At 49.7% G+C, this 15,611-nt stretch carries 18 protein-coding genes and 1 pseudogene; 14 read left to right on the top strand and 5 right to left on the bottom strand.

Annotated elements, in window-relative coordinates; all coding sequences use genetic code 11:
• Genes GJB61_RS18340 through GJB61_RS18305 form a run of 8 tightly spaced genes read left to right on the top strand, consistent with a single transcriptional unit; the run spans position 1 to position 6,077 of the window.
• Positions 1-1,152 (top strand): thiolase family protein, encoded by a 1,152-nt coding sequence (locus tag GJB61_RS18340; protein WP_154120474.1) that lies wholly within the window; start codon positions 1-3, stop codon positions 1,150-1,152.
• Positions 1,149-1,529, top strand: a complete 381-nt coding sequence (locus tag GJB61_RS18335) for an FAS1-like dehydratase domain-containing protein (protein WP_154120473.1) — start codon at positions 1,149-1,151, stop codon at positions 1,527-1,529. Before GJB61_RS18340 ends, GJB61_RS18335 begins: the two co-directional genes overlap by 4 nt.
• Positions 1,526-1,879, top strand: coding sequence for a MaoC family dehydratase (locus GJB61_RS18330; RefSeq protein WP_154120472.1), 354 nt, complete (start codon positions 1,526-1,528; stop codon positions 1,877-1,879). The genes GJB61_RS18335 and GJB61_RS18330 overlap by 4 nt, the downstream gene beginning before the upstream one ends.
• The gene (locus GJB61_RS18325) at positions 1,876-2,703 is read left to right on the top strand and encodes an SDR family NAD(P)-dependent oxidoreductase (protein ID WP_154120471.1); all 828 of its coding nucleotides are present in this window, start codon (positions 1,876-1,878) and stop codon (positions 2,701-2,703) included. The genes GJB61_RS18330 and GJB61_RS18325 overlap by 4 nt, the downstream gene beginning before the upstream one ends.
• Positions 2,690-3,490: an energy-coupling factor transporter ATPase gene (locus GJB61_RS18320; protein WP_154120470.1), complete on the top strand. Its 801-nt coding sequence runs from the start codon at positions 2,690-2,692 to the stop codon at positions 3,488-3,490. The genes GJB61_RS18325 and GJB61_RS18320 overlap by 14 nt, the downstream gene beginning before the upstream one ends.
• The gene (locus GJB61_RS18315; RefSeq protein ID WP_338115936.1) at positions 3,442-4,335 is read left to right on the top strand and encodes an ATP-binding cassette domain-containing protein; all 894 of its coding nucleotides are present in this window, start codon (positions 3,442-3,444) and stop codon (positions 4,333-4,335) included. Before GJB61_RS18320 ends, GJB61_RS18315 begins: the two co-directional genes overlap by 49 nt.
• Positions 4,325-5,071 carry an energy-coupling factor transporter transmembrane component T family protein gene (locus tag GJB61_RS18310; RefSeq protein ID WP_154120468.1) on the top strand — a complete coding sequence of 249 codons (747 nt, stop codon included), beginning with the start codon at positions 4,325-4,327 and terminating at the stop codon, positions 5,069-5,071. The genes GJB61_RS18315 and GJB61_RS18310 overlap by 11 nt, the downstream gene beginning before the upstream one ends.
• 40 nt (positions 5,072-5,111) lie before the next feature.
• Entirely contained in the window at positions 5,112-6,077 is a 966-nt protein-coding gene (locus GJB61_RS18305; protein WP_154120467.1) for an NAD(P)H-dependent flavin oxidoreductase, read from the top strand.
• Between the two features lie 216 nt (positions 6,078-6,293).
• Here GJB61_RS18305 and GJB61_RS18300 read toward each other — a convergent pair whose 3' ends face one another.
• Positions 6,294-7,244, bottom strand: a complete 951-nt coding sequence (locus GJB61_RS18300) for an AraC family transcriptional regulator (protein ID WP_154120466.1) — start codon at positions 7,242-7,244, stop codon at positions 6,294-6,296.
• A gap of 198 nt (positions 7,245-7,442) precedes the next feature.
• Between GJB61_RS18300 and GJB61_RS31795 the strand changes: the two genes are divergently transcribed.
• The 3 genes from GJB61_RS31795 (at position 7,443) to GJB61_RS18290 (ending at position 9,143) form a co-directional block, all read left to right on the top strand.
• Positions 7,443-7,868, top strand: coding sequence for an SDR family NAD(P)-dependent oxidoreductase (locus GJB61_RS31795; RefSeq protein ID WP_229521997.1), 426 nt, complete (start codon positions 7,443-7,445; stop codon positions 7,866-7,868).
• Between the two features lie 37 nt (positions 7,869-7,905).
• The gene (locus GJB61_RS31790; protein ID WP_229521995.1) at positions 7,906-8,253 is read left to right on the top strand and encodes a Rossmann-fold NAD(P)-binding domain-containing protein; all 348 of its coding nucleotides are present in this window, start codon (positions 7,906-7,908) and stop codon (positions 8,251-8,253) included.
• A gap of 65 nt (positions 8,254-8,318) precedes the next feature.
• Positions 8,319-9,143, top strand: coding sequence for an oxidoreductase (locus GJB61_RS18290; protein ID WP_338115934.1), 825 nt, complete (start codon positions 8,319-8,321; stop codon positions 9,141-9,143).
• A gap of 120 nt (positions 9,144-9,263) precedes the next feature.
• Here GJB61_RS18290 and GJB61_RS18285 read toward each other — a convergent pair whose 3' ends face one another.
• Positions 9,264-10,106, bottom strand: a complete 843-nt coding sequence (locus GJB61_RS18285; protein ID WP_154120465.1) for an NAD-dependent epimerase/dehydratase family protein — start codon at positions 10,104-10,106, stop codon at positions 9,264-9,266.
• A gap of 138 nt (positions 10,107-10,244) precedes the next feature.
• Here GJB61_RS18285 and GJB61_RS18280 point away from each other — a divergent pair.
• A pseudogene (locus GJB61_RS18280) lies at positions 10,245-11,048 on the top strand (helix-turn-helix transcriptional regulator).
• A gap of 7 nt (positions 11,049-11,055) precedes the next feature.
• On the top strand, positions 11,056-11,262 hold the full coding sequence (locus GJB61_RS31250; RefSeq protein ID WP_195724383.1) for a hypothetical protein: 207 nt from the start codon (positions 11,056-11,058) through the stop codon (positions 11,260-11,262).
• 43 nt (positions 11,263-11,305) lie between these two features.
• On the opposite strand, the gene GJB61_RS18275 is transcribed toward GJB61_RS31250, so the two are convergent.
• A complete protein-coding gene (locus tag GJB61_RS18275) occupies positions 11,306-11,887 on the bottom strand; it encodes a TetR/AcrR family transcriptional regulator (RefSeq protein ID WP_154120464.1) in 582 nt (193 codons plus the stop codon).
• Between the two features lie 286 nt (positions 11,888-12,173).
• On the opposite strand from GJB61_RS18275, the gene GJB61_RS18270 reads away from it, so the two are divergent.
• Positions 12,174-13,283 (top strand): NADH:flavin oxidoreductase, encoded by a 1,110-nt coding sequence (locus tag GJB61_RS18270; RefSeq protein ID WP_154120463.1) that lies wholly within the window; start codon positions 12,174-12,176, stop codon positions 13,281-13,283.
• A gap of 206 nt (positions 13,284-13,489) precedes the next feature.
• Here GJB61_RS18270 and GJB61_RS18265 read toward each other — a convergent pair whose 3' ends face one another.
• Together GJB61_RS18265 and GJB61_RS18260 are read right to left on the bottom strand one after the other, a co-directional pair.
• Entirely contained in the window at positions 13,490-14,716 is a 1,227-nt protein-coding gene (locus GJB61_RS18265; RefSeq protein WP_154120462.1) for an MFS transporter, read from the bottom strand.
• Positions 14,717-14,746: 30 nt separating this feature from the next.
• Positions 14,747-15,526, bottom strand: coding sequence for a TrmB family transcriptional regulator (locus GJB61_RS18260; RefSeq protein WP_154120461.1), 780 nt, complete (start codon positions 15,524-15,526; stop codon positions 14,747-14,749).
• Between the last annotated feature and the right edge of the window lie 85 nt (positions 15,527-15,611).

Here is a 15,611-nt window from a genome sequence, read left to right as displayed (position 1 = left end):
ATGAAAGAAGCCGTTCTGGTCATGGCTAGACGTACCCCTATCGGAAAAGTCGGGGGACAGCTAAGTACGCTAGAACCGGAGCAGTTGCTTGCTCCGCTGATTCGCCTCCTGGTTACTGAAGCACAGGTGCCTCCGGAATGGATCGATGATGTCATCATAGGCAACGTAGTAGGCCCGGGCGGGAATATTGCCCGTAAGTCTGTGCTTGAAGCAGGACTACCCGTTACGGTTCCGGGGGTCACGATCGACCGGCAGTGCGGTTCAGGACTTGAAGCCATCATCATGGCGGCACGCTTCATTCAGAGTGGTGCGGGAGAGATATTCCTGGCAGGCGGAGTCGAAAGCGCAAGCCGGGCACCTTGGAAAATGTTCAGACCTGACACGCTGATCGGCATGCCAACGCTATATACACGTGCACCGTTTACACCCCTTGCTCTTGGAGATCCCGACATGGGGCTTGCCGCAGAACATGTGGCGGACAAATACGGCATTTCCCGGGAAGCACAAGATGAATATGCGCTTGAGAGCCATCAAAAAGCAGTCCGCGCTAAGCGCACAGGCAGGTATGCACCGGAACTTGTACCGCTTCAAGTCAACGGACTCTGGATCACAGACGACGAATGTCCGCGACCGGATACAAGCTTGGAGAAGCTACTCAGCCTGCCGCCTGTTTTTGCGGAACATGGCACCGTTACAGCCGGTAATGCTTGTCCCATTAACGATGGCGCCGCTCTGGTGCTCATGATGTCGCGTGAAAAGTGCGAACAGCTTAACCTAACCCCTGTCCTCCGTTTTGTTGACTCGCAAGCTGCCGGAGTTGATCCCCGTTATCCGGGGATTGGGCCAGTGCCGGCGGTTCGGAAACTGCTGAGCCGCCAGCGTCTGCATATAGACGATTTGGATATCGTTGAATTTAATGAGGCTTTTGCCTCCCAGGTATTGGCCTCGCTGCATGAGCTTCATATCCCGCTGGATAAGGTCAATCCTGGCGGAGGCGCATTGGCTCTGGGCCATCCCTATGGAGCATCCGGTGCGATCCTTATGACGCGCTTATATTCAGAGATGCTGCAAAACCCCTATCAAAAAGGACTGGCGACGCTTGGCATCGGCGGTGGAATGGGACTGGCGGTTCTGGTAGAGGCGGCCTTATGAATAGCATCCGGTTTCAGATTCAGCTCACACCGGATAGTATTGTGCAGTATGCAAGCAGCATACATTCACCTGTGCAGAGAATAGGGGGAGTTGCCGTTGCTCCTTCAACGATGCCAGTAACATTCTGGACAATGGAGGATGCTCCTTGGCTCCATGAGGAGACAACAATGATTCACGGAACGCAGAAGTTTTATTATCATGCGCCGCTGATGGCCGGTATGGACCTGAATTGCGAACTATCCTTGCTTATGGCTGAGCCGAAAAACGGCAGGCAGGGTGTGCTGACCTTATATACCCATTCTCTTATCTGCTATTACCAGGACAACCCCATAGCTGAAGCGGAAACCATCTTGATCGGGATAGGTGAAATGAAATGATCATCAAAATCTCTGCGGCGGACATCCGGCAATATGCTTCTGTCACCAAGGATGAGGCTGCCATTCATCTGAATACCGCCGCTGCAAGAAAGGCGGGCTTCGAAGCCCCCATAGCACATGGAATGTACATCATGGGGCTAGCGCAGTCTCTATATATGAAAGAACATCGTTCTCATTGGATTCAATCCTTTAGCATGAGGTTTGAAAAACCGTGTGTTCAAGGCTCGACCATATGCTTCCGGTATAACGCTTGGAACGATGATCAAATCCAGGTAATGGTCACGTCGGAGCACGGAGAAATCATCGCTAAAGGTTCTTTTAGCGTTATAGAAGGGATTGCCGATATATGAAAACTGTACTGATTACTGGGGCAACCAGGGGGATCGGGCGCAGTATAGCCATAGAGCTGGGGCGCTGCGGTTATCAAGTCGCCGTTAATGGCTTGCATGGTGAGAGTATTAGGCAAGTAGTTGAGAATATTCGCCGGACAGGTGGCCGGGCGGAAGGCTTCTGTGCCAATGTCGCTGATCCTGCTGCGGTTACTGCGATGATGGACGAATTGATCGACAAGATGGGTTCTTTGGAGATTTTAATTCATAACGCCGGGATCATTAAGGACCGCAAATGCGAATTCATGAGTGATCTGGAGTGGCAGGCCGTATTGGACGTTCATTTGCACGGAGCTTTCTACTGCATTCAGCGGGCTTTAGCTCATCTGAGCCAGCACGGAGGCGATATTGTGTTGATGACCTCAACCGCGGGACTCGCCGGATCGAAGGGACAGGTCAATTATAGCGCTGCCAAGGCTGGGCTTCTCGGGATGCTGTGGACGCTTGCCGATGAACTGAAACCCAAACGGATCAGGGTCAATGGCATTGCTCCCGCCGCTGTGACCGACATGACCGGGCCGATTATTCAACATCTGAAAGAAAAATACGCACAACGTAATGAGCCGTTCCCGGATGCATGGAAGCTCGGAGAAGCCGATGATGTGGCCCGATTCGTTCGTGCGCTTCTGGATCAACAAGACCCTGAACTGACGGGTAAAGTGTTCGGCATTAACGGAAGACAGGTTACACATTGGCAGAAACCACAGCCCTCGACTCCTGTTACTTCGGGGGCAGAAGATTTTTTCGAGTTATGGAAGGAGCATGAGGAAGATGCTTGTTTTTGATCAAGTTGATTATCATTACCGGCGAGAGCATCCCGTTCTCCAGCAGCTTAGCTTCGAAATTCACCAAGGCGAATTCATTTCCATCATTGGAGGGAACGGAAGCGGTAAATCCACGCTCGCCAAGTTAATGAACGGACTGCTGCAGCCAAGAGAAGGACAAGTAAAGCTGGAGCATTTGAATACCCTGAACCCTGATGATCTCGGGAGGATTCGTGAGCGGGTCGGACTGGTTTTTCAAAATCCTGACGATCAATTCATCACGACATCTGTTCTGGATGAAGTCGTCTTCGGACTAGAGAATTTGCGCGTACCCAGAGATGAAATGGCACATCGGGTGAACAAGGCACTACAAGCCGTTCATATGGAGGATTATGCGAAAGCAATGCCGCATCAATTGTCAGGCGGTCAGAAACAGCGGGTTGCGATTGCGGCCGTTGTGGCGATGGAACCTTCCATTATGATTTTTGATGAAGCGACCTCCATGCTGGATCCGCAGGGGAGAAGAGACATCCTTGATGTGATGCATACCCTTCACCAGCAAGGCCTGACGATCATTCATATCACTCATCATATGGAAGAGATTCTTTCAGCTGACCGCGTTCTGCTTCTAAGCAAAGGAGAAATGGCTTTTGACGGACCACCGTCCGCCTTGTTCAGCAGCGTATCCATAACCGAGCATCAGCTCACGCTTCCTTTTGCGGTAAGACTGCATCAAGCGCTTGGGATAAACGCCCCTTTGTGCGTGGACTGGAAGGAGACGATCACCAGCTTATGGACTATGAGTTGAATGACGTAAGTGTAAGGATAAACGGCGAAGAAATTCTGGAATCGATAAGCTGTACCCTTCAGGAGGGGAAATGGATTTCGATCATTGGCCAAACCGGAGCCGGAAAGTCCACCTTTGCTCAGGTGATTAAAGGTTTGATTCCTTTCTATAGAGGCAAATATACGCATAATCGGCAGCCTCTGCCGAGGGACGGTAAAGGAAAAATGAAGATCGTTCCGCAAATCGGTTATGTATTTCAGTATCCAGAGCACCAGATTTTCGAATCGACGGTTTATAAAGAACTAACCTTTGCTCCCAAAATGAAGGGGGAATCACCAGAAAGGCTGGAGGTAGCCCTCAAGATGGTTATGGGACAGATCGGACTCTCCGAAAAGCTTCTCCAGGAGAACCCATTCCAGCTTAGCGGGGGACTTAAACGGCTTGTCGCTATTGCTTCCGTACTGATTGCCGAGCCTGAGCTGCTGATTCTCGATGAGCCGACAGCCGGACTTGATCCCGTTAACCGAATAGCGCTGCTGAAGCAGCTCAAAGCATGGCAGAGGGAGAAGAAGCGGACGGTGCTGTTCATCTCGCATCAGCTCGAGGATGTTGCCGAATATTCGGACGAGGTGATGATCTTTAAAAAAGGGCGTTTATTGGCACATTTGGATGCGAATGAACTTTTTTTGCAGCGTACAGCGCTCATGGAGCAAGCCGGACTGCCTTTACCGGAGCCTATTCAGCTCCTAAGAATGATTGAGGCGTTATCCGGCCGGATTCTTGAGCCAGCAAGCTGCAGGGAAGAAGATATTATGCAGCAGGTGAGGTTAGCCTGGCAGTCAAGAGGTCTCCAAAATGAAGGATAATATCATATGGGGACAGTATATCAATTCAGACTCGAGTATCCACCGGCTTGACCCCCGAACCAAGCTGTTAAGTGTCCTTGCTTTCACACTTTGCTGTCTTACACTCCAAACCTTTGGCGGATATGTTGCGGCGACAGTCCTGGTGGGAGGACAACTGCTGTTGTCCAGAGTTCCGGTTCGTAAGTTTTTTAGAGGATTACAACCAATTCTTTTCATCTTGTCCTTTACCTTTGTCTATCATCTCTTAGTCACCCAAGACGGGATAGAAAGCGGAGCCTTCGTTGTCTGGCGTATTCTATTGCTTGTTTCGCTTGCATCGGTCCTGACATTGACAACAAAACCGTTGGATCTGGCAAAAGGTCTGGAACAACTGTTTAAGCCGTTATCCCGCTTTGGGGTTCCGGTAGAAGCTTTTGCACTGATGCTAATGATTGCAATCCGCTTCATCCCAACGATTACCCAGGAACTGGACCGCATTCTTCTGGCCCAAAAGGCCAGAGGATATGATATCAAGTCCACTAAAGGTCATAGGCAGGTATATGCCTATTTGTTGTTAGTGGTTCCGCTGCTCATAACGACGATTCAACGGGCGGAGCAGCTGGCTATGACGATTGATGCAAGAGCTTACGGGAACGGAAAGGGCCGGACTACATATAGGATACTGAAATTTACGCGAATGGATCATGCAGCTGGTGGATTAATGCTCGCATTTGTTCTACTGATCCTTTACCTATAGCGTAGTTATCGAAATTGATCACCTTATCGGAGGATTAGATATGAATTGGAATACCAGAATAACCGAACTGCTGAAGATCCAGTATCCAATCCTTCAAGGCGGACTGGCTTATCTGGCTTACGCCGAACTTGCAGCGGCTGTTTCCAATGCCGGTGGTTTCGGCCAGATTACGGCGATGAGCCTCCCGGATGCCCAGGCTTTGCGGAGGGAAATCCGGCGTGTACGAGTGTTAACCGACAAACCTTTTGGTGTTAACTTTTCTATTGGCATGTTCCGTAGTGACCAGCTGCAGATGGTTCAGGTAGCTATGGAAGAGGAATTACCTGCGGTTACGATTACAGGCGGTAATCCAACACCTATATTGGAGCTGCTGAGTTCTACGCCGATTCATACCCTGGTGCTGGTCTCGTCCCGTGCACAAGCGCAAAAAGCAGAACTGCTCGGTGCTTCTGCGGTCATTGTGGTCGGATATGAGGGAGGGGGCCACGTCGGCCGTGACGAGGTAGGAACGATCGTGCTTGTTCCGGAAGTTGTCGATGCGGTTCGAATACCTGTCATCGCCTCGGGAGGAATCGGGGATGGCCGTGGCTGGATGGCTGCCCATGCTCTCGGTGCTGAGGGAATCCAGATGGGGACGAGGTTTATCGCAACCCGCGAGTGCAGGAACGCTTCGATCGTCTATAAGAATGCGCTGCTTGAGGCGGGATGCTCAGATACCATTGTGCTCAAACGTTCCATAGGCCAGCCTGCCAGAGCGCTCAGAAGCCCCTTAACTGAGAAGATTCTGAAAAGGGAACTGGCCGCACCAGGCCATGAAGCAATTACAAACCAAATCAGCGGGAAAGCCAACAAACGCCTGATTCATGATGGCTCCATGGAAGAAGGATTCGGATGGACAGGTCAGGTAGCTGGTCTAATTAAAGATGTTCCAACCGTCTCAGACTTAATAGAACGAATGGTTAGAGAGGCGGAGAATATAAGAAGCAAATGGGGCAAACCAAGCTGAACTTTGGAGTAAGAGGAAACTGACGGCACGTCTCAAGGTGAAGGAAGAGTAATTTCAATGTATATATGAGACAAATAGGTTATAAGGCCAAAAAAGACTATTCCAGAAATTACTTGGGTTAGTCTTTTTGTTATGGCTTCAGTGTCATCATGTTGCGTATCAGCAAATGTTGGACTTCCCTATTTACGGGTTGTCCAAATTGATATGTTCCTACTGCTATAATATCTTGTCAGCATAAACAGATTCATGTGAGCTTGTCTTGGAAGGGTTGCTAATAGTACGAATGTCTTTAAGCGGTGGTAGGCCAAAGAACCGTTTGTATTCGCGGTTGAACTGAGTCAGACTTTCGTATCCGACTTCTAACGCGGCTGAAGTGACATCAATATCGCCAGTAAGCAAAATTCTGCGCGCTTCCTGAAGTCGGAGTTGCTTCTGATACTGGATCGGGCTTAGTGTAGTGACAGCTTTGAATTTGTGATGCAAGGTGGAAGGGCTCATGCTGCCTACTTGGGCAATCTCCTCTATGGTAAGGGGACGTACATAGTTTGCTTTGACATAATGGATAGCCTTGCTGATGCCTGCAGCATCATGATGCAGTAGCATGTTGTTGTAGAAGCGCGCGCCCCCCTCATCGGTCAACAGGCGGTAAATCAACTCACGCTTAACGCTAGGTACGAGAAAAGCCGCCGATTCACTGTCGTTAGCCAGTTGCAGCAACCGCTCAAGCATTAGCAGTACTTCAATCCCTGTCTTACCAATAAACGCACCTTCAGTCAGTTGATTCTCGCCAAAGGCTTTAAGCTTGGCATCCAGAAAAACGGATGCAATCTCGTCAGTTGTAAAAGCAATCCGGACCGCTATATACGGCGCTTCCTGCGTTGCTTGGGATACCTGGCCTTTGATCGGCATATCGAGGTTGGATGCGATATAATCTCCAGCTCCATAGTTGTAAGTATTATTGCGAATAATCAGTGTTTTGTTCCCTTGAAGGACTACACATATCCCTGGCGTGAAAAATCCGTATTGAATCGTGGTCGGCCGATCTGCCTTCAGTAGCGAAATAAACGAAATGTCGGTTTCGCAGATACCAGGGGAAAAGGAATATGCACTGCAAAGGTGTAGCAACCGCTGTAAAACAACTGAAATCTCCTCGGTATTCTGGGGCATAATCGTCTTCCTCTCTATAAGCTGGCGCAACAAAGTAACATTCCGGCTTAGGTATCCATATCAAAATCATCGGAGTTTTAGGCAATAATCAAGCGCAATCCGACTATTTCCTCAATTATAATCTCATTATAATAAAAGACAAGGTCAACGGATAAAGGCCTGTAAAATAACATGAACTCAAATAAGGGAGTGAATTACATGTCAAAAGTGTGGTTAATTACGGGAAGCGGAAACGGTCTGGGCCGAAATATTACGGAAGCGGCGCTTGCCAAGGGCGAACGAGTAGTCGCAACAGCCCGTAAGATCGAACAGCTGGATGATCTGGTTCAGCAATACGGCGATCAAATCCGCGTTGCTACGCTGGACGTGACCATTGAGGAAGAAGCACAGGCTGCGGTAAAGCTCGCATTGGATGCTTTTGGGCGGCTGGATGTACTGGTTAACAATGCTGGTTATGGCGATACCCAGCCTTTCGAGCAGGTGACGTCCCAGGATTTTCGCCAGCTGGTTGATACCTGTTTCTTTGGGGTTGTGAATCTTACTCGTGCAGCTATCCCGATCATGCGGCATCAACGCAGCGGCCATATCCTTCATATTTCCTCAGCCGGTGGGCGGATTTACTGAGGCGGTCGCAGCGGAGATTGCCCCGTTCGGGGTCAAGATGACCGCCCTCGAACCCGGCGGCATGCGTACCAATTGGGGCAGACGCGCATTCGACAATCGTCCCTCCATGCTGCCCGAATATCAAGAATCCATTGGCAAAGTTCTAGAGCAGCTTGAATCCTATTGGGGCAACGAACCGGGCGATCCCGAAAAGGTCGCCGAGATCGTGCTCAAAGTTGCCGATGCAGAGACTTTGCCCGCTCACATCCTGCTCGGTGGTAATTCCGTCAAGATGATCCGTCAGATCGAAGAGGCACGGATGGCCGATGCCGAACGTTGGTCGGCAGTCACCGATTGGATCGATTTTGCTGAAAAAGGACCGATGCCGGCGTTGCCGACTCCCTGACCACCCTTGGGGATTTCGAAATTGACACGGGACCATTGACCGGTCCCGTCTAAGGAGATTATGTTGTGAATAAAAAAGTGGCAATCGTTACAGGAGCTTCATCAGGTATTGGTAAAGCAACTGCAATTCATTTAAACAAAGTAGGTTACACGGTTTTTGCGGGATCTAGAAGAATTGAACAAATGAGGGATCTAGAAGAAATCGGTATTCAAATTCTAAAACTGGATGTCACCGATGAAAAGTCAAACCAAGACTTTGTCGATTTTGTCCGTTCTACATCATCCTCTATCGATGTTATTGTAAACTCCGCAGGATATGGTTCTCTTGGAGCTATAGAAGATGTACCCTTACAGGAAGCTCGAAATCAGTTTGACGTTAACGTCTTTGGTGCAATGAACTTAACACAATTGATTCTGCCGATTATGCGCAAACAAAAGTCCGGAAAAATCATAAATGTTTCATCGGTTGGTGGACAAATTTATTCTCCACTTGGAGGTTGGTATTATGCCTCAAAACACGCACTTGAAACTTTGAGCGATACCTTAAGGAATGAGCTAAAACCATTTGGCATTGATGTTATTATTATTGAGCCGGGAGGTACAGATACAGGTTGGCAAAAGGTGGCAAATGAAACGATGAAGAAATCTACACCTAACAACTCTGCCTATCGAAAATTGGTAGAAGGATTTGCAGCGATTAGTTCAGATAATTATGCTACTTCCCCTGATAAGATTGCTAGTCTTATTCTTAAATCAATTAAAGTCAAAAAACCGAAAACAAGATACCAACCAAGTTTTCAGGAAACAATGATTATACTAGCTGCTAGAAAGCTTCCTTACAAATTATTTGACAGAGTGATAGAAGGTCAAATGAAGAGTATGATGAAATGAATCAGCATTAAAAGACAGGGCTCCCGAAGATGGGGATGCCATGTCTTTTACTTTTTTACCTCAATCTTTCAATCACTTCATTTACAGGGTTAACCTTTACCATATGCCTCATTTGCTGGTCTAAAGGGCACCTGCATCTCTTGCCGTATAGAATGACGGGAAAATCGGCCGATAATTTAATTCGTTTCTTATACGCGTGGTATCGACGATCATGTCCCATGGATCAAAATCCTGCTGCAGCGATTCTGAAGAAATCTCGCTATTGTTTAACTGCAACAACTCCGCAACGGAGATCGGCGCATCGTCGCCAACATTGTAGATCCGGCCATCAATACCTGGTGTGGAGGCTGCGAGCAGCAAGGCTTGACTTACATCTGCATGGTGCGCCATATGCATTCGTTTGGCTGGATGCCATTTGCTGGAAAACGGCATGAATTCCGCAATATGAGGATCGCCATCGCCATAGACAAAGGGAAGCCGTACGATGCGCAGTCCTAATCCCTGTTCGCGATGAAGCTGCAAAAGCGCCTCTTCGGCCTCCACTTTGGATTGAGGATAAGGAAAGGCCGGTCTCGGTTCGTCATCTTCTCGGTTTGGTCTTGAACGATTCCCGGAACCATAGACATTATTGGTACTGGAGAAAACAAGCCTTGGTACATCCGCCTGCAACGCAGCGCGAGCTAAAACTATGCTGCCATCGATATTGGCGATTCTGGTGGTATCCTCGTCCACACCACGGAATTGTGCTGCCAAGTGAACCACAACATCCATTCCCCGGAGAGCGTCAACATAATCGTCTGAATGCAACAGATCGCCTTCAATTACTTCAGCCCCCTGTCGGAGAAGCCCGTCCGCCTTTGCTGCGTCCCTAACCAACAGTTTCACGTGATGACCACGCTGCAACATACGCGGAACAAAACGGCTTCCTACTTTACCTGTGGCTCCAGTTACAAAAATGTTCATTTTTCAAATCCTCCTAATGTATTAGATGCTATGCTAGCAGTATAATAGAATGTGCAAATAGCATCCCTCCTGCGTTTATCGTATGATTGGGAGTGTCAGGATAAGGAGGAGTTATACGTGGAGGAGATTTCTTCCAGAATGTCGTTAGGTGAATTTTTGCGTTCACGCCGTGAACGTCTTACTCTTGAAGATGTAGGGGTAGTCTCCTATGGAAGACGACGGACCCCGGGGCTTCGACGGGAAGAGGTGGCCCAGCTTGCCCATATCGGAACATCCTGGTATATCTCTTTGGAACAAGGCAGAAATATCAATCCATCAGAGGATGTACTGAATAACATAGCAAAAGCGCTGCAACTGACTGAGGATGAACGTCACCATCTCCATCTTCTGGCAAGACCGGTACAAGAGGAAAGGGTAGATGATCAGCAATTAAATGCGGCCTTGGAACAGATGATCATGGCTTTTGATCCGAATCCGGCATTCATGATGGGAAAATGTTGGGATTTGCTCTTGTGGAACAAAGCTGCTGAGTTCGTGTTCCGCTTCCCGTCATTTTCAAGTCAAATGCAGAAGAAACCCAATTGGATGCGTTTTTTTTTGATGGACACGACGCAAAGAACGAACATTAAGGATTGGGAAGCCTAGGCACAAATCATCGTTGCCCGCTTTCGTGCGGATTACGCACACTTCCCTAATGATCCGAGATTTAAGGAGCTTATTGACGAATTTATGCAGACCAGCCAGCTGTTTCGCGAGACTTGGCCACTGCATGATGTTCAGGTCGTAAACGATTGTCACAAACGGTTGTACGATGATCGTATCGGAGAGATGGAGTTTCAACATGTAACCTTGCAACCGCCGACCCATCCGGATCTGAAAATCATGATTTATACAGCTTCAGCGGATACGGCTGCGCGTTTGCGAAGTTTAATGAATATCTGATATTGCCATGCTTGATGATGATTCTTTGCCTAAAGTGCTCAAAGGAGCCGCACCTCGAGTAAACCGAGCTGCGGCTCCTTTTCGTTCAATTTATTTGGAAGCACGCGGGATCGGAAGTTTCAGTCCGACGGATGCTGCTCCTTCTGCGATCAACGAGTTCAGCAAGCTCTTTCTGCAGATGATTGCTGGGTTCAGACATAAGATCCTCCTATAACAATCCTTATACTTCAAGTCCTAACTCTTACTCATGCCACTCTTCAGTAAAAGAGGTGGAACCCGCCAGTGATCAGCGGCATTACTCGCTCGGCCAGCTCGGAGGAGGACTCTATTCTTCCCTCCAGGTTCCAGCGGTAGGTTATTCCATATAGAGACCAGCTTAACAGGGTGGCTGCGGTTGCGAGCGACTTCGAATCTGCAGCGGTTGATGCTCTGGAAACCAGCTGAAGGACGAGTTTCTCGAGATGCAGCTTGATATTCTCTTCCAGCAAGAGGGCCACTGAATCGTATTTTTTGAAACAGTAGTGGCTTGTCTCATGATAGTTACATAAGGCCACAATAAGCTCCTGAAGTGTCTTCTCCGTCAAAGATCCTTCCGTATCAACTTTATTGAGTACCATATTCGTAAATGCGTCTAACAAAAAGGCTTCGAACAGCGCATATTTATCAGGAAAGTGTGCGTAGAAGGTAGCTCGGTTAATCGTAGCTGCTTTGGTAATGTCGCCGACGGTTATCGAGTTGAAGTCCATGATATTCAATTGCTGGACGAAGGCGTCCAGAATTAATTGACGTGTCCGAATGACACGCGGATCGTTTGGGTTGGGGGGAAGTACACCAGCCATCCTTTGAACACTCCCTCTTAAGTAAAGATAATAATCCTCTTATTATAAACATGTGTTGATTAGACAACAATTATTATCTTCCAATGCGACAGTTTTTTCTACTTCTTGCTTAAGCAACAACCTGGGCGGATTGTTGGTTGAAGCGCGGACTGGAGCTTGTTACTATTGCACTCATACCCGCTTTGAAAATAATCATTCAAACTTAAAGCGTATGCTTCCGAAGCCCTTTTGTTCGAAGCAGATTCATGTGGAGCCAACGCTCACAAAACTATAGGAGGCGTTATTCTTGACTAAACAACAGCAGCAAATCCATTCACTGGAGGCCCTATTTGAACCGTATACGGTTCATGAATTAACTATACCTAACCGGATTGTCATGTCACCGATGGCGCGTGCTTTTGCACCTGAAGGTGTGCCGGGTGAGGATACTGCCGGGTATTTCCGGCGGCGCGCCGAGAATGGGGTGGGGCTTGTGATCGCTGTAGGCATGATAGACCATCCGGCGGCATCCAGTGAACCCAGACTCCCTAATATGTATGGCGAAGCCGCTCTGAACGGCTGGCGTGAAGTAGTCAGACAGGTTCACGAGGCCGGGGGGACTATTTTCCCGCAGCTGGGTCATATGGGGATGATTCGCCCCATAGGATCTCAGCCTTACCCGAACGCCCCATCGATTGGGCCATCGGGACTTGATTTGCAGGGGCACAAAGTAAGCGAACCGATGACGGAAGAAGAAATTGCCAAGGTCATTCAGGCCTATGTCGATGCGGCAGTGAATGCACAACAGATTGGCTTCGATGGGATTGAGCTTTCCGCAGGCCATGGCTTACTGATTGATCAATTCTTCTGGGAAAAAACCAATCAGCGGACGGACCGCTATGGCGGTGATTTCTTGAAACGCACCCGATTTGCAGCCGAAATTGTGCAGGCAGTCCGAACTGCCGTTGGACCTGATTACCCGATTGCGATACGGATATCCCAATGGAAAATGGGGGATTACACGGCTAGGCTAGTGGATACACCGGAGCAGCTGGAGCAATTCCTGAGTGTACTGGTGAAAGCAGGAGTGGACATCTTCCATGTCTCGACACGACGATTCTGGGACCCGGAATTTGCAGGTTCAGAGCTTGGCCTCGCTGGATGGGTGAAGAAGCTCACCGGAAAGACAACAATTTCCGTGGGTTCAGTAGGGATGGACAGTGAACCTGCAGAAGATGAAGAAGCAGACCACCAAGGGCTGGAGGAGCTGATGAAGCGGCTGGACAATCAAGAGTTTGATCTGGTGGCTGTCGGACGCGCACTCCTTGGTGATCCGGCTTGGGCAAAGAAAATTCAGGAGGGCCGGATGGAGGACATTCAAGCCTTTACTCCTGAGGCGGCAGCCCATCTGTATTGATTGCGTGCTCATCATAAGAAGGTAACATTAGAGAACAAGAAGAAATGATTGCAAGAACAAACAATAAGGCTGCCAATCGGCAGCCTTATTGTTTACGTTTATTATCTATTATAACTACCTATAATAAATCGAATTTGAAGCTATTGGCTACCTTGACTCTTTCAGGATCATTATGTATATAACCCTGGATATTCCATTATGTCGCCTTAGCCCTCCTCTGCCTGATACGTCTTCTGGGTCCGGAGAACGGGGAAGAGCCAGAACATCCAGATGACGGAAATAGCGAGAGTACCGAGCCCGCCGATGACGGTTGCAGGCACGGCGCCAACCAGACCGGCCATTGTGCCGGACTCAAATTCGCCCAGCTGGTTCGAGGTACCGATGAACAGTGAATTGACGGCGTTAACCCGGCCTTGCATCTCCTGGGGCGTGTTGACCTGAACGAGTGTCGAGCGGATGACGACACTTACGACGTCGGAAGCACCGATAAGGACCAATGCGAAAAGAGATAGCCAGATGTTGTGGGAGACGCCGAACAGGATCGTCGCCAAGGCGAATACGACGAGTGAGGCAAACAGCATCTTGCCGATAGCTCTCTCCACCGAAAATCGGGTGAGGATCAGCGAGACGACGATCGCGCCGACCGCCGGTGCGGTGCGCAGCAGGCCGAGACCGAGCGAACCAGTCTTCAGGATATCCTCAGCGAAGATCGGCAGCAGTGCGGTCGCGCCGCCAAGCAGCACAGCGAACAGGTCGAGCGAGATGGTACCGAGAATGATTTTGCGGGCGAATACAAACTTCAGTCCGCTGAGGAACGTGTCCATGTTGACGGCATCTAGTTTCTTCACGAAATGAACGGTCTTGACGAAGAAAATCAGCACGGTCGACACAAGGAGTGCGACCAGCGATGCAATGTAAGCGGCGGAGATGCCCCAGATGACGAGCACACCTCCGAGTGACGGACCCACAATCATCGCCGTCTGCATCGCCGAGGCGGACCAAGCTGCTGCTTTCGGCAGCTGTTCGCGTTCCACGATGTCTGGCACAAGCGCAGCCGAGGCTGGGCCTTCAAAGGTGCGGCTCGCGCCAAGAAGGGCGGCGGCGGTCAGTAGATGAACCGAGCCGAGCCAGCCTTGCATACTGCCGAGGACAAGCAACAAGACCACAACGCTCTCTATAAGCTGACAGAGATAGACGATGGTGCGGCGGTCGTAGCGGTCTGCGGTCTGCCCGGCTGGCAGCGTCAACAGCAGCATGGGCAAGAATTGGGCAAGGCCGACGAGTCCTAGTTGGAAAGCGCTGTCCGTCAGCGCATACATCTGCCAGCCGATAGCGACGGACAGCATTTGGAAAGCACTGGTTGAGAAAATCCGCGCGATCCATAACCGCAGGAACGAGCGGTTATGGAGCACGGACGAACCGTTTTCATTCAATGTAAGTCATCCTTTCAGGTGTTCAGGTCTTCAAGAGTGCATCTCGGGATGCTCGCGCCGAATTAGGGCATAGTCCTTCCCGTAACGATCTTCCAGCTCTTTCGCAAAATCGACCTCGATCCGCATCATCACAACATCGTGAAAGTACGAAGTCTCCAGCATGTTCAGCACTGCTGGATGATTGCTCTCCAGTGCCGAAGATGGCGCGTACCGACTGAAGCTGCCAAGGATCGCTGTCTCTTTATCCAGCAGCATCGAGAAGTTCCGCGACTTGTGCGGCCCTCCGAGCGGTACACTATGTACGATAACGCGTTCTAGCTCCGTCGGTACCTCACCGATGACCATCAGATGAACAGCGGTGCCCCGGCGCTCGGCGGCGAGCAGCGGTTCCTCTACCCAGTGCAGATCCTCAGCCCAAAGATCAACCAGAATCTCTTCCCTGGCATTGGCGGCGAGGCGGCGAATCGCCAGATCCACTTGCTGTTCGCCCTTCCAGTTGCTGAAGAAGGGCGGCGTCTCCGGTAGAGCAGTCAGTTCATTCTCCAGTAAACGGGCCGTACGCTCGAAATCAGATTGAAGCAGCTTGACAACTTGTCCGATCGGGATCGCCGCGAACGTGATAGGCTCACCTTCTACGGCGCGACAGACACCCTTCTCCACCAGGCCGCGCAGCGCGGCGTAGACGTTAGAGCGTGAAATCGACACCTGTTTTGCGACCTCATAGCCCGAGGAGGGCGGCTGACCGTGCAGCGCCAGATAGCAGCGAGCTTCCAGATCGGACAAGCCGAGTTTCCGTAGTGATTCGATCATGGAGTGGCCTCCTTCGTCAAATTTTATATTCTGAAGATGTTAGGCGTATTTTAAAATACTACTTTGATCAAGGGCGGTTGTCAAG

Source organism: Paenibacillus monticola (assembly GCF_009664975.1).
In the GTDB taxonomy this organism is placed as follows: domain Bacteria; phylum Bacillota; class Bacilli; order Paenibacillales; family Paenibacillaceae; genus Paenibacillus_AQ; species Paenibacillus_AQ monticola.
The sequence above is the reverse complement of the archived record's forward strand: the minus strand, read 5'-3'. Positions and strand labels throughout refer to the sequence as shown.

Coding starts and splice junctions, on each gene's coding strand:
- GJB61_RS18340 (WP_154120474.1), top strand. CDS start 1: ATGAAAGAAGCCGTTCTGGTCATGGCTAGACGTACCCCTATCGGAAAA.
- GJB61_RS18335 (WP_154120473.1), top strand. CDS start 1,149: ATGAATAGCATCCGGTTTCAGATTCAGCTCACACCGGATAGTATTGTG.
- GJB61_RS18330 (WP_154120472.1), top strand. CDS start 1,526: ATGATCATCAAAATCTCTGCGGCGGACATCCGGCAATATGCTTCTGTC.
- GJB61_RS18325 (WP_154120471.1), top strand. CDS start 1,876: ATGAAAACTGTACTGATTACTGGGGCAACCAGGGGGATCGGGCGCAGT.
- GJB61_RS18320 (WP_154120470.1), top strand. CDS start 2,690: ATGCTTGTTTTTGATCAAGTTGATTATCATTACCGGCGAGAGCATCCC.
- GJB61_RS18310 (WP_154120468.1), top strand. CDS start 4,325: ATGAAGGATAATATCATATGGGGACAGTATATCAATTCAGACTCGAGT.
- GJB61_RS18305 (WP_154120467.1), top strand. CDS start 5,112: ATGAATTGGAATACCAGAATAACCGAACTGCTGAAGATCCAGTATCCA.
- GJB61_RS18300 (WP_154120466.1), bottom strand. CDS start 7,244: ATGCCCCAGAATACCGAGGAGATTTCAGTTGTTTTACAGCGGTTGCTA.
- GJB61_RS31795 (WP_229521997.1), top strand. CDS start 7,443: ATGTCAAAAGTGTGGTTAATTACGGGAAGCGGAAACGGTCTGGGCCGA.
- GJB61_RS31790 (WP_229521995.1), top strand. CDS start 7,906: ATGACCGCCCTCGAACCCGGCGGCATGCGTACCAATTGGGGCAGACGC.
- GJB61_RS18285 (WP_154120465.1), bottom strand. CDS start 10,106: ATGAACATTTTTGTAACTGGAGCCACAGGTAAAGTAGGAAGCCGTTTT.
- GJB61_RS31250 (WP_195724383.1), top strand. CDS start 11,056: ATGCTTGATGATGATTCTTTGCCTAAAGTGCTCAAAGGAGCCGCACCT.
- GJB61_RS18275 (WP_154120464.1), bottom strand. CDS start 11,887: ATGGCTGGTGTACTTCCCCCCAACCCAAACGATCCGCGTGTCATTCGG.
- GJB61_RS18260 (WP_154120461.1), bottom strand. CDS start 15,526: ATGATCGAATCACTACGGAAACTCGGCTTGTCCGATCTGGAAGCTCGC.